The organism is Delftia sp. CH05 (assembly GCF_009827015.1).
In the GTDB taxonomy this organism is placed as follows: Bacteria; Pseudomonadota; Gammaproteobacteria; order Burkholderiales; family Burkholderiaceae_C; genus Comamonas; species Comamonas tsuruhatensis.
The window spans coordinates 45,210-59,190 of sequence record NZ_WUMG01000035.1; the positions used below are offsets into that span (position 1 = coordinate 45,210).

The 13,981-nt window shown below is 62.7% G+C and carries 12 protein-coding genes; 3 read left to right on the plus strand and 9 right to left on the minus strand.

Annotated elements, in window-relative coordinates; genetic code table 11:
- Positions 1 to 13: 13 nt before the first annotated feature.
- The 6 genes from GRX31_RS22150 to GRX31_RS22175 form a co-directional block, all read right to left on the minus strand.
- Positions 14 to 1,609, minus strand: a complete 1,596-nt coding sequence (locus tag GRX31_RS22150) for a bifunctional aspartate transaminase/aspartate 4-decarboxylase (RefSeq protein ID WP_160854824.1) — start codon at positions 1,607 to 1,609, stop codon at positions 14 to 16.
- Positions 1,610 to 1,663: 54 nt separating this feature from the next.
- Positions 1,664 to 3,355, minus strand: a complete 1,692-nt coding sequence (aspT, locus tag GRX31_RS22155; RefSeq protein ID WP_337193970.1) for an aspartate-alanine antiporter — start codon at positions 3,353 to 3,355, stop codon at positions 1,664 to 1,666.
- Between the two features lie 366 nt (positions 3,356 to 3,721).
- Positions 3,722 to 4,105: a hypothetical protein gene (locus tag GRX31_RS22160; protein ID WP_017405154.1), complete on the minus strand. Its 384-nt coding sequence runs from the start codon at positions 4,103 to 4,105 to the stop codon at positions 3,722 to 3,724.
- 85 nt (positions 4,106 to 4,190) lie between these two features.
- Positions 4,191 to 5,918 carry an L-arabinonate dehydratase gene (araD, locus tag GRX31_RS22165; protein WP_160854828.1) on the minus strand — a complete coding sequence of 576 codons (1,728 nt, stop codon included), beginning with the start codon at positions 5,916 to 5,918 and terminating at the stop codon, positions 4,191 to 4,193.
- Between the two features lie 14 nt (positions 5,919 to 5,932).
- Positions 5,933 to 6,772, minus strand: a complete 840-nt coding sequence (locus GRX31_RS22170) for an HpcH/HpaI aldolase family protein (RefSeq protein ID WP_160854830.1) — start codon at positions 6,770 to 6,772, stop codon at positions 5,933 to 5,935.
- 20 nt (positions 6,773 to 6,792) lie between these two features.
- Positions 6,793 to 7,791 carry a Bug family tripartite tricarboxylate transporter substrate binding protein gene (locus tag GRX31_RS22175; RefSeq protein WP_160854832.1) on the minus strand — a complete coding sequence of 333 codons (999 nt, stop codon included), beginning with the start codon at positions 7,789 to 7,791 and terminating at the stop codon, positions 6,793 to 6,795.
- A 169-nt stretch (positions 7,792 to 7,960) separates the two neighbouring features.
- Here GRX31_RS22175 and GRX31_RS22180 point away from each other — a divergent pair, with 169 nt between their 5' ends.
- Together GRX31_RS22180 and GRX31_RS22185 are read left to right on the plus strand one after the other, a co-directional pair.
- Entirely contained in the window at positions 7,961 to 8,995 is a 1,035-nt protein-coding gene (locus tag GRX31_RS22180; protein ID WP_070080426.1) for a LacI family DNA-binding transcriptional regulator, read from the plus strand.
- A gap of 316 nt (positions 8,996 to 9,311) precedes the next feature.
- Complete coding sequence (locus tag GRX31_RS22185) at positions 9,312 to 10,754, plus strand: iron-containing redox enzyme family protein (RefSeq protein WP_160854834.1); 1,443 nt, start codon at positions 9,312 to 9,314, stop codon at positions 10,752 to 10,754.
- 41 nt (positions 10,755 to 10,795) lie between these two features.
- Here GRX31_RS22185 and GRX31_RS22190 read toward each other — a convergent pair whose 3' ends face one another.
- The 3 genes from GRX31_RS22190 to GRX31_RS22200 form a co-directional block, all read right to left on the minus strand.
- Positions 10,796 to 11,287 (minus strand): hypothetical protein, encoded by a 492-nt coding sequence (locus GRX31_RS22190; protein WP_160854836.1) that lies wholly within the window; start codon positions 11,285 to 11,287, stop codon positions 10,796 to 10,798.
- Between the two features lie 319 nt (positions 11,288 to 11,606).
- Positions 11,607 to 12,116 carry a hypothetical protein gene (locus GRX31_RS30625; RefSeq protein ID WP_202396680.1) on the minus strand — a complete coding sequence of 170 codons (510 nt, stop codon included), beginning with the start codon at positions 12,114 to 12,116 and terminating at the stop codon, positions 11,607 to 11,609.
- 11 nt (positions 12,117 to 12,127) lie between these two features.
- Entirely contained in the window at positions 12,128 to 13,066 is a 939-nt protein-coding gene (locus GRX31_RS22200) for a hypothetical protein (RefSeq protein WP_160854838.1), read from the minus strand.
- A 688-nt stretch (positions 13,067 to 13,754) separates the two neighbouring features.
- Here GRX31_RS22200 and GRX31_RS22205 point away from each other — a divergent pair.
- On the plus strand, positions 13,755 to 13,981 hold a 227-nt coding region (locus GRX31_RS22205), incomplete at its 3' end, for a transposase (RefSeq protein WP_160854845.1).

Below are 13,981 nucleotides of genomic sequence, written 5' to 3' on the forward strand. Positions count from 1 at the left end.
TTGTGCGCAGGGCCTACTCCTTGCCCAGCGCCTTGTACTGCTCGTACAGCTCGTCGGCCAGCCGGCGCAGGGCGCGGCCTATGGCGGCGTACTCGTACTCGTTGAGGTTGGCCAGCGAGGCACGACCGGAAGGGCGGTCGGACCCGAAGCCCCGGCCCGGCAGCAGCACGATGCCGGTCTCATCCGCCACGCGGAACAGCATGTCGCCCGTGGACGACTGCTGCACCGCCCATTGCGAGAAGGCCTCGCCGTAGAGCCGGCAGGTGACGTTCTGCAGGTCGATCAGCGTGTAGTAGTTGACCGAGTTGGGATTTTCCAGCGGGGGCATGCCCAGCTCGCGGTACAGCGTGGCCTCGCGGCGGCGGATCAGTTGCTTGAGGGCCTGCTTGTAGGCGTCCGCTTCATCCATGAGCGCAAACAGCGAGAACAGCACCATCTGCACCTGCTGCGGCGTGGACAGGCCGGCCGTGTGGTTCAGCGCCACCACGCGGCTGTCGGCCACCAGGCGGTCGATGAACTTGAGCGAGCGCACATCGGGCAGCAGCGAGCGGTAGCGGTGGTCCAGCGCCTTCTTGGCGGACTCGGGCAACTGCGCCAGCGCATGGTCGAACACGTTGTCCTTGTGCGCCGCGATCACGCCCAGGCGCCAGCCCGTGGCCCCGAAATACTTGGAGAACGAATACACCAGCAGCGTGTTCCGGGGGCAGACCGAGAACAGCGACTGGAATTCATCGGCAAAGGTGCCGTAGACATCGTCGGTCAGGATCAGCAGGTCGGGCCGCTGCTCGGCCACGATGGCGCGCACGCGGTCCAGGCTGCGCTGGTCCATCTTCACGGACGGCGGGTTGCTGGGGTTCACGCAGAAGAAGATCTTGACGTCCGGGTCCTTGAGCTTGTCCAGCTCGGCGTCGGAGTACTGCCAGCCGTTGTCGGGGTCGGCGTGGATGGGCACTTCCTTGAGGTCGTACTGGGCCAGTTCGGGAATCTCGATATACGGCGTGAACACCGGCATGCCGATGGCCACCTTGTCGCCCGCCTTGAGCAGGCCGCTGATGCGCAGGCTCTCGAAGATATAGGCCATGGCGGCAGTACCGCCCTCGACCGCGAACAGGTCCACCGACTCGGGCGGCACGGCGCCGCCTGCCATCTCGCGCACGATGTACTGGCGCACGATCTGCTCGCTCACGGTGAGCATGCGCGGCGGCACGGGGTAGTTGCAGCCCAGGATGCCGTCCACCATCTCGTGCAGGAAGGCGGCGGGGTCCAGCCCCAGCTGGTCGCGCACATAGCTCAGCGACTTGCCCAGGAACTTGACGCCCTCCTGCTCGCGGTGCTCGGCGATGAAGCGCTCGAAGCGGCCCTCGATGCCGTCGAGCTTGGCCAGCCCGCCCACGCCCACCGTCATGTAGGAGTACGACAACTCCGACTCCGCCGCCGCGAACAGCCCGAGCCGGAAGAACGCCCGGCGCGGCGTGGTCGCCAGGAAGTTGGGATTGCCGCGCCCCGCATTGAGCATGAGGCGGTTGGCCTTGCCCGAGGCCACCTTGATCAGTTCGTCCTTGAGTTCGAACGGGCTCAAATTCGCCAGACTCCGATAATCCTTGCTCATTGCGCAGCTCCTTGTGATGGTCCTTGGTGGTCCTTGGGGATAGATCCGGGGTGTTCAGGCAAAGGCAATGACCAGCGGCCCCAGCAATGTGAGGAACACATTGGCCAGCGCATAGGTGATCGCGAACGGTGCCGTGGGAATCGAGTTGCCGGCCTTGTCCAGAATCTCGCCAAACGCAGGGTTGGCGCTGCGCGCCCCCGACAGCGAGCCCGCGAACACGGCCACGTTGTCATAGCGCAGCACGTACTTGCCGAACAGCATGGCGATCAACAGCGGCACGATGGTCACCACCACGCCCAGCAGGAACAGCGTCAGGCCCTGCTGCATCACCGTGGTCACGGCCTGCTGGCCCGACTGCAGGCCCACCATGGCCACGAAGCCGGCCAGGCCCAGGTCGCGCAGCAGCGTGGAGGCGGCCGTGGGCATGTTGCCGAAAGTGTGCTTGCGGCTGCGCCACCAGCCGAACAGCAGGCCCGCCAGCAGGGCGCCGCCGCCGCTGCCCAGCGTGATGGGAATGGAGCCCAGGCGCAGCACCAGCAGCCCGATCAGCAGGCCCACCGTGATGCCCAGGCCGTGGAAGACAAAGTCCGTCTTGTCGCTGGGAACGATGATGGGGCCCACCGACTGCGCAGCCTTTTGCACATCCTGCGGCGTGCCGAACAGCGTCACCACATCGCCCGGCATGACCATGGTGGCCGGCGCAATCGGCACCGGCGTGCCCGCGCGCATCAGCGCCACTGCGTACACGCCGTGCTTGAACTCCTGCGACAGGCTGTCCCGGATGTCCTTCACGCTGCGGTTCAGGTACTGGTTGTTGGAGATGGCCACGTCGCGCCGCACCATCACCACGTCCATGCCCTCGGCGCCCTGCAGCTCCTCGCCCACCGAGGCGCCCAGCGCCACCACGGCCGCGCGCCGGCCCACCAGCAAGATGATGTCGCCGGCCTCCAGCGCCAGGCTGCCGTCCACGCCCACCATCGCGTTCCTGCGCTGTATGCGCTCCACCGTCACCGTGCCGCCGTTGGCGGTGGCGCTGGCCTCCAGCTCCGCCACGGTGCGGCCCGCCTGGCCCACGCGGAAAATGCGGCCCACCAGATCCGGCACGGCCGGTGACTCGCCGGTTCCGTACACGCGCACGCCCTTGAGCAGCTCCTGCTCGGCCTGGATCGCGTCCTCGCGGATCTTGCGGCCCGTCAGCCACTGCAGCACGTTCACGCACATGATGATGGCGCCGAAGGAGCCGAAGATATAGGTCACCGCATAGCCGATGGCCACATTGGCCTGCATGCGCTGCACCTCGTCGGGCGCCAGCCCCAGCTTCTCGATGGCCGAGCCCGCCGTGCCGATGATGGCCGACTGCGTCAGCCCGCCCGCCGCCAGCCCCGCCGCCAGCCCCTTGTCCAGATGGAACACCCGGGCAATCACCACCACCGTGACCAGCCCCGACACGGCCACCACCAGGGCCATCAGGATCTCCTTGACCGACTGCCGCCCCAGTGAACGGAAGAACTGCGGCCCGCTCTCGAAACCCACGGCATAGATGAACAGCGCGAACAGCACCGCCTTGATGCCCGAATCGATGGTCACCCCCACCTGGCTGATCAGCACCGCCGCCAGCAGCGACCCCGCCACGCCCCCCAGCTGGAACGACCCGAACCTGAACTTGCCCACCCAGTAACCGAGCGCCAAGGCAGCGAACAGCGCGATTTCCGGAGCCTGATGAAAGATGCTTCTGAGAAAGTCCACAGCCACCTCTGCTTCTGGGTTGAGGTCCACGGCGGTGCAAGGCAACGGAAGCGGCTGCCTCAGGAGGGCAGGGGGCATTGCGTGCGCGTGGACTGGGAAACGGCGAGTCGCTATTGAAAATAGCTATCGAAAATACTTCTGCACAAATGATTGTGACCAAGAAATATTCAATCGAATATGGCTATTTCATTGGCTTCTTTGGGTCAATCCTTGTTGAGAACAGAGCCACTATTCACGACAAAGACCAACGGCAATGTAGGACTGCGCCGTCAGCAAAAGCGGATACATATACAAGCCTGCCTTGCTTGCAGGCCCAGGATTCCAGTTTTTGGATGAAATCTATTGCCCGCCAGCTGAATTCATCAATTACGCATCTCGCGACCAGATGAGGTGGAGCTCTCCATCCACAAAACCGGCGCTCACCGCTTGCGACTGGCGCAGCCGAAGGGCTCCTGCCGCTTCCGAGGCCACGTAGGAGCCAAGCAGCTTCCTGGCAGCAGCAAGTCCCTTCTCCCACTCGCTTCCCACGACTTCATGCGGCAACTCGAAGTGAGGATCGTCGGACATGAATATGTCATCGCACGCCCAGTCCGGGTCCTGCGGGTCGTAGGTCGGGCAGCCCACAATCTGGAGTTCGTGCGATGTGGGCGAGTCATACAGATTGAAGTGGAATGCTGCGATTCCTTCTGGCAGATCGCCGGACAGTGTTTCGTCGACCCATTGGGAAAATTGCTTTTCAATTGCTTTCATGGTTTCAATATTCTGATGCAATGTGGACCAAAAAAATCTTTCCATCATATAGGGAAGTCTGAAAGAAAGAATTGATTTGCATGCTTCAAAAAATATCCGGCTCCGGCACAGCCCGCCCAAAGCCCGTCTCCAGAAAATCAAAATCGCATCCCTCATTGGCCTGCAGGATATGGCGGCCGAACAGCCAGCCATAGCCGCGCTCGTAGCGCGCGGGCGGGGGCGTCCATGCGGCGCGGCGGGTGGCGAGTTCTGAGTCGCTGACTTCCAGGTGGATGCGGCGGGCGGGCACGTCCACCGTGATGCGGTCGCCCGTCTTGACCAGGGCCAGCGGCCCGCCCACGGCGGATTCGGGCGAGCAGTGCAGCAGGCAGCCGCCGTAGCTGGTGCCGCTCATGCGGGCGTCGGACAGGCGCAGCATGTCTTTCACGCCTTGCTTGAGAAGCCTGGTGGGAATGGGCAGCATGCCCCATTCGGGCATGCCCGCGCCCTTGGGGCCGGCGTTGCGCAGCACCAGGATGTCTTCGCCGTTCACATCGAGATGGGGGTCGTCCACGGCTTGCTTGAGGCTGGGGTAGTCGTCGAACACCAGGGCGCGCCCCGTATGGCGCAGCAGGTGCGGGGCGCAGGCGCTGGGCTTGATGACCACGCCGTCCGGCGCCAGGTTGCCGCGCAGCACGGCCAGCGCACCTTCGGCGTAGATGGGGCTGGACAGGGCGCGGATCACGTCGTCCTCGTGGACCTGGCTGCCCGCAATGTTCTCGCCCAGGGTCTTGCCGTTGACCGTCATGGCCCCGGTGTCCAGATGCGGGCGGATACGTTCCAGCAGGGCGCGCAGGCCGCCTGCATAGAAGAAATCCTCCATCAGATAGCGGTCGCCGCTGGGCCGGATGTTGGCGATCACGGGCACGCGGCGGCTGAAGGCGTCGAAGTCATCGAGGCTGACCGGATGGCCCGCGCGCCGCGACATGGCGATCAGGTGAATGATGGCGTTGGTGGAGCAGCCCATGGCCATGGCGCAGGCAATGCCGTTCTCGAAATGCGCACGCGTGAGCATGCGGGCGGGCGTGAGGTCTTCCCACACCATCTGCACGATGCGGCGGCCGCACTCGGCGCTCATGCGGATGTGGTTGGCGTCGGCGGCCGGAATGGACGAAGCGCCGGGCAGCGCCAGGCCCACGGCCTCGGCAATGCCCATCATGGTGGCCGCCGTGCCCATGGTCATGCAGGTGCCGTGGCTGCGGGCAATGCCGGCTTCCATCTCGCGCCAGGCCTGCTCGTCCAGCCGGCCGGCGCGGCGTTCGTCCCAGAACTTGAAGGCGTCCGAGCCCGAGCCCAGCACCTGCCCCTTCCAGTTGCCGCGCAGCATGGGGCCGGCCGGCAGGTAGATGAAGGGAATGCCCATGGAGATCGCCCCCATGGTCAGCCCCGGCGTGGTCTTGTCGCAGCCGCCCATGAGCACGGCGCCGTCCACCGGGTGGCTGCGCAGCAGCTCCTCCGTCTCCATGGCCAGGAAGTTGCGATAGACCATGGTCGTGGGCTTGACCATGCTTTCCGACAGCGAGATGGCCGGCAGCTCCAGCGGAAATCCTCCGGCCTGCAGCACGCCGCGCTTGACGTCTTCCACGCGCTGCCGAAAGTGGGCATGGCACTGGTTGGCATCGCTCCAGGTGTTGACGATGGCGATCACGGGCTTGCCCATCCAGTCCTCGTAGCCATAGCCCATCTGCAGCACGCGCGAGCGGTGGCCGAAGGAGCGGAAATCATCGGGAGCAAACCAGCGTGCGCTGCGCAGGGATTCGGGGGAACGTGTCATGGTTGTGGGGCTCCTCAGTAGCTGCCGGCGGTGGATGCGGGCCCTGGCGGGTTCGCGGCCAGCGGCCCTTTCCTGAAGCGCGCCGCCGCCGCATCCAGCCCGTCGCGCAGCAAGAGCGTGTCCAGCGCCACGGCCACGAACTGCGCGCCCAGCTCCAGGCATTCGCGCGCCCGTGCCTCGTCCACCATCAGGATCCCCGGCGCCTTGCCGCAGGCGCGGATGCGGGTGATGGCCTGGTCGATGGCCCGGTTCACCACAGGGTGGCGCGCCTGGCCCGGATAGCCCAGGCTGGCCGACAGGTCGGCGGGGCCGATGAAGATGCCGTCCACGCCATCGACGGCCGCAATCGCCTCTATCTGCTCCAGCGCCTCGGCCGTCTCCACCTGCACCAGCAGGCACAGCTCGTCGGCCGCACGTGCCACATAGTCGGCCGTGCGCCCGAAGTTGGCCGCGCGAGTGGAACCGCCCATGCCGCGCATGCCCTGGGGTGCATAGCGCATGGCGCGCACGGCATCCCGCGCTTGCTGCGCGTTCTGCACAAAGGGCAGCAGCAGGGACTGGGCGCCCAGGTCCAGGTAGCGCTTGATCAGCACCGCATCGTTGCAGGCGGGCCGCACCACGGCATGCACGGGCAGGGCGCCCGGTGCGGGCAGGGCGGCGGCCACGGCCTGCAGCTGGCCCAGCATCAGCGGCACGTCGGTGGGCGTGTGCTCGGTATCGAGCAGCACCCAGTCGTAGCCCGCGCCGCCGATCATTTCGCAGACAAAGGGGGAGGGAATGGTGGACCACAGGCCGATCTGCGGGCGGCCTTCGCGCAGCGCGCGCTTGAACGTATTGGCGGGCAGCATGCTCATGGTGACTCTCCTGAAGCTTTTCACTGGACCTGGATGTTTCCCTTGCGCACCACCTCGCTCCAGCGCGCCACCTCGGCGGCGATGAAGCTGGCGGCCTGGGCGGGCGTGCCCGGCGTGGGCTCGTTGCTCATGGCGGCCAGCCGGGCCACCACCTCGGGCTCGGCCAGGAGGGACTGGCAGGCCTGGTTGAGCCGCTCCACCACATCGGCCGGCATGCCCGGCGGCCCCGCCAGGCTGGTCCATGAATAGTTGACGACCTGCGGCTGGCCGGCCTCGGCCATCGTGGGCACATCGGGCAGGGCCGCCAGACGCCGCTCGCCTGCCACGGCCAGCGCACGCAGCTTGCCCGCCTGCGCAAAGCCCACGGCCGAGGTGGCGGGCACGAACAGCAGGTCTGCCTGGCCGCCCATCACATCGGTCATGGCGGGCACATCGCCCTTGTAGGGAACGTTGTTGAAGCTCACGCCGGCCGCCTGGCGCAGCAGCTCCGTCGTCACATGGCTGGACGAGCCAATGCCCGTCAGCGCCACATTCACCATGCCGGGGCTGGCCTGGGCCAGGGCCACCACATCGGCCACCGAAGCGACCTTCAGCCTGGGCGAGGCCAGCAGCAGCATGGGCACGCGCCCCAGCATGGCAATGTGCGTGAAATCCCGCCGCGCGTCGTACTTCACGTTGGAATTGACCAGCTGGTTGATGGCATGCGTGCCCGGCCCGCCAATCACCAGCGTGTAGCCATCGGCCCGCGCCCGCGCCACGGCCTCGGAGGCCAGCGAGCCATTCACGCCGGGCCGGTTCTCCACCACCACGGGCTGACCCAGGCGCTGCGACAGGCGCTCTCCCACCAGCCGGCCCACCACATCGGTCTGGCCACCAGGAGGGAAGGGAATCACCAGCGTGATCGGCCTGACCGGCCAGGCAGCCTGGGCGTGTGCCGGGGCCGGCATCGGGGCCGGAGCCAGGGCTGCAGCCAGCAGGCGCGCCATGGCGCTGCGGCGGTTGGAGAGCGAAGGGCGCATGGTGGTCTCCTCTTGAATGATTGCGCAATCATTTCAAGCAAAGGCAGCGCTCTCCATTCGGACGTACGAGGGGAAAAAATCAGACCGTGCTGATGGACATCATCGTTAACATGACCACGCAATCATCCTCAAGCCGCCTCTCCATCGCCATTCCAGGCAAAGGCCTCGCATGACCCTCCGCACCCTGCGCAACGCCAATGCGCCCACGCTCAAGGACCTGGCCCGCATTGCCGGCGTGTCGCCCATCACCGCCTCGCGCGCGCTGCACCGGCCTGAACTGGTGGCCGAGGCCACGCGGCTGCGCGTGGCGCAGGCCGTGGAGCAATCGGGCTACGTGCCCAACTCCCTGGCGGGCGGGCTGACCTCGCGCCAGACGCGGCTGGTGGCGGCCATCGTGCCTTCGGTGGGGCACTCGCTGTTTTCCGACATGCTCGATGCGCTCATCCACACCCTGGCCGCGCAGCGCTATGAAACCACGCTGGGTATCTCCAGCTATGACCCGGAGCATGAGGAAACCTGGCTGGCCGCCATGCTCAGCCGCCGCCCGGACGGCATCGTGCTCACCGGCACCGAGCACACGGCCCGCACGCGGCGCCTGCTGGTCAATGCCGACGTGCCCGTGGTCGAACTCTGGGACTACCAGCCCCATCCGCTGGACATGGTGGTCGGCTTCTCGCAGGAAGACGCAGGCCGCGCTGCCTTCCGCCACCTGGCCGCCTGCGGCTACCGGCGCCCGGCCATCCTGCGCGCCGATGACAGCCGCGCCGCCCGCCGCGCCCTGGGCTTCACCCGCGCCGCCGCAGAAGCCGGTGCCCCGGTTCCTGCGCAAATCGTCTTCTCGGAAGCCATCCCCCAATCCGGCCGTGGCCGCGATGCCTTGAACGCCCTGCGCGCCCAGGCACCGGAGGCCGATGCCGTCTTCTGCAGCTCCGATGCGCTGGCGCAAGGCGTGCTCTCCCATGCCCACGCGCTGGGCCTGCGCATGCCAGAGGAATTCGGCGTGCTGGGCTTTGGCGACCAGGCCCTGGCGCTGGACGCCTGGCCCGCCCTCTCCACCGTGCGCGTGGACGGCGCCGCCATCGGCCGCCTGGGCGCAGAGGCGCTGATTGCGCGCATGGCCGGTGGCGTGGCGGCGGCCGCGCAGGATGTGGGGTTTGAGGTGGTGGGGAGGGGGAGTACGCGGGGGCACCAGGCTGCGCGCTGAGCGCCAGCGTGAGGCGATGGCCGGGCAGCGGCAGGAAGACCGGCTTTATCTCAGTATCAGCAAGGCGCCGCGCTTATCCATAACCGGGCCCAGCGCAGGGCCAACAGGCCGGCGCCCAGTACCAGCCAATGCTCGCCGGCAAGGCCGGGCCGGTTCCTGTTCCGCTGCCATGAGCGCGGGCGCCAGGGAGACGGCGGTCCGGCCCGGGCGCCTGCGCCAAGGGTAGGCGTATTACGACGCACAGGAAGGCGTTGGCCCGATGGCTGTACCGAGGGCCACACCGCATCCTGAAGGCGTTACGGACCAAAGCCCCACCATGAACACAGAACTGCTGGACCCCCCACGTACCGAGCTGGCCGCTGGCGCAGGCACGCTTGAGCCTTCTTTCCTGCATGTGCCGCTCTACGAGCGCCTGGCCAACCATCTGCCCACCGAACAGGAGCGCCAGGCTGCTGCGGACTTCCTGCACGGCGTGATCGCCGAGACCTCTGCCGATGCCGATGGCCTGCCGGACAACCCGGAGCACCTGACCGACTGGATGCGTGCCAATGTCGAGAAAGTGCACGCCCAGTACCAGGCCTACCTGGCAGAGCGCAAGGCGGGTGCGGCACGCCGCTACTTCGGCAACCGCGCCCATGCCGTGTACTTCCTGCGCAATGTGGCACCTACCAAGCTGGTGGACGGTTCCTGGCTATACGGCCTGTGCGCGCACGCGGGCAACTCACGCATGTCGGACCTGGTCACCACGTATGTAGAGGAACTGGGCGACGGCATGGCCGACAAGAACCACGTCAAGCTCTACCGGGAACTCCTGGCCACGTATGGCCTTGATCCCGTGGAGGACCTGCCCGACGACCTGTACCGGCAGGGGCTGGTACAGCTGGCGTTGGGCTGGAATGCGCAGCAGTTCCTGCCCGAGATCGTGGGATTCAACCTGGGCTATGAGCAATTGCCGCTGCACCTGCTCATCACCGCCTACGAACTCAATGAACTGGGAATAGACCCCTACTACTTCACGCTGCATGTCACCGTGGACAACGCCGACACCGGCCATGCCCGGCGGGCCTGCATTGCCGCCTGGGAGAACGCGCCGCGCATTGACGATGGCGGCGAATACTGGCGCCGCGTACGCGCAGGCGCCCGGCTGGCAGACACGGGCACCAGCACGCTGGACGTGATCAGGTCGTTCGATATCGAAGCTGAGGTGGTGCGCATCCTGGCGCGCAAATCGCCTTCCGGGCATGGCGCGCACTCGGACTTCTGCAAGGTGGCCGGCCGCAGCGTCAATGACTGGCTGTCCCGTCCGCAGGACATGCCTGCCTTCCTGGGCGCGCTGGAGCAGGCACGCTGGATACAACGCAACCGGCCTGCGGAGGAAAGCCGCTTCTGGCAGCTGCTGCAGGGCGAGCGGGCAGAGATGTTCGGTGTTTTCTCTCCCTATGAGCTGCAAGTCATTCATGACTGGCTGCGTGGGCCGGCCAGTGCGGATGGCGCCTCCTTCGAATCCGTGGCCGAGCCCGGCAAACCGGCGCGGCGCATGAGCTTTCGCGTGGCCGAGCGCCTGCGCACATCCCGTGGCGCGCGACCGGACCCGGGTCGCAGCGCGCAGGAACTGGACACCGACCTGATGCTCTTCGAGCAGCGCTACCCCACGCTAGATCCAGCGGCCCAGCATGAGTTGCTGGTACAGGCCATGTCACCGGGCCTGCACTGGACGCCCCTGGGCCTGCGCGCCACCCGCCTGTTCCTGGGCCGGTAGGCCATTCGACCCTCTTTACCTACCCGGGAAAAATCATCTGGTCATTGGGCAAGATGGGCTTGCTCTTTGACCCATTCCCGGCTTTTGCCTCGCACGCACCAGGCGGGATTCTTTACCCAGTCTGTGAAATAAATGGTGGGGTGGTCTTCCAGAATATTGCAGCGTGTATAGCCCAGTTTTGGCATGGCATAGTATTGAAAAGGCGTAATTGCAAAAATACAGAAAACATAATAAAAACTCCAACGGCTATGGCGGATAAAAAAAATACGCGTTGGGATTTTTATAGCGTCTTCTGTACAGGGGACTGATTTTTGTATTGCAATGATAATTCCTGTGATTGAAATTATTGGCACACACAACGCAATTGGATCAAATGGTGTGATTCTTACAGATGGGGCGAGTTTATTTAAATCATCTACGGTTTCATATAGAGAATAGAAAATACTCCAAATTGACATTGCTAGAAGCAGAAGAAAAAGTGGAATACTCCATATTAGTGATTTTCTGATTTCGGTTAAATTTCTTTTGTCCATTTAAAGACTCATAAATTTTGCGACTGATCAGGCATGGTCGGTTATTAGGAAATAATGTTTTTATTTCCGGTGTTTATCGATTCTATTTAAATCTATCCCGGTAGAGGGTGCCATTAAGGCCATGGCTGGGCGTTTCGGGTCCAGTACCTGCTTCATGCGACCGTTATTCGCTGCCGCCACCGCTGCTAAAGACTGGGCCTAGTGTTTGCGCGGAAGCCTAGTGATTTCTGGGGAGCCAGCGAGGAGTTGTTCTGACACACATGCAACCACACTACGCGGATAGGTCAGAAAGATGTAGGCCTTGTGATCTGCACTTTTTTTATGGATTTAGCTCGGGGCTACCGCCTAGACGGGCTTGCTCATTAACCCACTCCCTGCTTTTGCCGCGTACGCACCAGTCAGGGTTTTTCACCCAGTCTGAAAAATAAATATTTGGATGGCCTTCTAATATATTGCAGCGTGTATATCCTAATCTTGGCATGGCGTAATACTGAAAAGGTGTAACAACAAGAAGGCAGAAGAGCACAATTCCTCCGCCTGTGATTACAGAGATCGCAAGAATGCGCTCTGAGATTATTTGAGTGCTTGCTTTGCAGGGGATTGCTTTTTGTATCACTGATACAAGTATCGTAAATCCCATTATCGGGAAATATACCCCGACCAAATCACCAGGTGTGATTCTTACCGAGGGGGCTGAATTTTTTAGATCGGCGATTGTTTTTAGAAATGAATTTTCTGTATTCCAAATTGAAAAAAATAAAACAAATAGAATTGATGGAATCCCATATATTAATGATTTTCTAATCTCGGTTAAGTTGTTTGTTTTCATTTTGATATCCGTCAATTTTTCCTGTTGATAGGAAGTAGCAAGATATTATTTGGTTCCGATGATGCATAATTGTATTTTATTCTTTCACTTTGAATATTTAATTTTTTCTCAGTCACAGCATTGGGATTGATGCGATATATTCCATGGGGAGTACTGTCTGTTTGCATTTTTAATGCGAAAATCACATTCTTCTTTATATCCCAAATCTCGTCAATTTTATTCAAAGCTATCCCAGACAAGAACACTGCGACAGCCATTGTGACTAACGGCAAGATGGCAAGAGTTGCTGCACCTACGCCCACCACTAATCCTGCTCCAAGGCCAACCATCGTCGCCAACCCCGCCTTGACCGCCTCCACTCCAATCCCTCCCACCAGGTCATGCATGGTTTTCTCGTCGTTGAAGATGAAGTCCAATGTCTCCACGCCGATGCCAACGACCAAGCTCAAGATGAAGCCCCCTCTGGCCACGCCCTGAAGGCCGCGCATGCCCAGACCCATCTGGACCATGCGGGGATGGGTGGTGAGAAAGCGCGTGCCCTGCAGCAGATTGCCGCGAAACCCGGCTCGGCCCGTGATGATGATATAGGTGCCTTTGGGCGTCGCCTTGACATAGGTGCGCGCACCGGCAAGGCGCAATGCAATCAGCGTTCTGGTGAACAGGTACGCGTCATTGGCCAGCATGGAGGCGGGTATGGTCCAGGGTTTGCCGGCATTGGGGCTGGCCGTCTGCGTCCAATACTTGCCCAAGGCGCTTTGGGCCAGGATGGCGCGCAGGCTGGCCTCCAGGCGTGGGTCATTGCGCGACCTGTCTTGCAGCACGCCTACGAACTCTTGCGGCGTGAGTACCACCACGTCCACCTGCTGGCTGTCCATGGCACGGGTGATCTGCCTGTTGAAGGCCTTTTCATAGCTGATATACGGGCGGGTGAGATCTGTGGATGTTGCCATGGCCTGCAAGCGAATGGTTAATGGAATGAATAAGAAAATGGTGATTTGCCAAATGCCAGAAAAATCACAAACGCAGGCCTCCCATCAGACCTGTGAGAAATCAGGTCCGATCAAGGTATGGGAGTGGGAATTGCGCGTTCGCAATCATTCCCAAGGCCAATGTCAATCAATGGCCTGGGAATTCCGTTGTGGGAGTCCGGCTATTTGATTTCTTGGGTATCTGGAAGTCAAGCAGAAAGGCTGGTGGCTGATTATTTTCAGATTATTCCTAGATGCATATATGAAATGCACGCCTTGAGTGCAGTCGATATGGATTTGGAATGGGGAAGAGGGCGGTGACAAGGCTTTGCCAGTCAATACAGCCATTTGCCCCGGTGGACGCAGGGCACCCGAAACCGCGCGCAGCGGGCTGGCGTTCCATATCATCGAGTGCTGCGCGGGCCTGGCGGCGCAGCCCCAACGGCAACAGCCGGCCGCCATCATCCAGCCCGGTCACAACCTCGTATATCCATGACAGCCAGTGAAAGATTGAAGGCCTGGGCACGACGCATCAAGCGCGATGGCGTCACCCTGTGGTTTGCCTGCAAGAGCCCGCAGACGCCCTGGTACGGTAGGGCCTGCTCACACTAAGAGTGGCTAACACCACTTCGTCACAGGCCCCCGCAGAGCAGTTATGCTCGCTGCCCTCATGGCACGACGACCTGTAAGCAAAGAACTGTGGCGACAGCTACAACCCCTCATCCCTGCCTTCGTACCTTCCGCCAAAGGCGGTGCGCGCAAGCTCGCAGTCAGCGATGAAGCCGCCCTCAACGGCATCCTGTTTGTGTTGCAAACAGGCATTCCGTGGGAAGACCTTCCCCAATCCCTTGGGTACGGCAGCGGCATGACTTGCTGGCGCCGCCTACGCGACTGGAA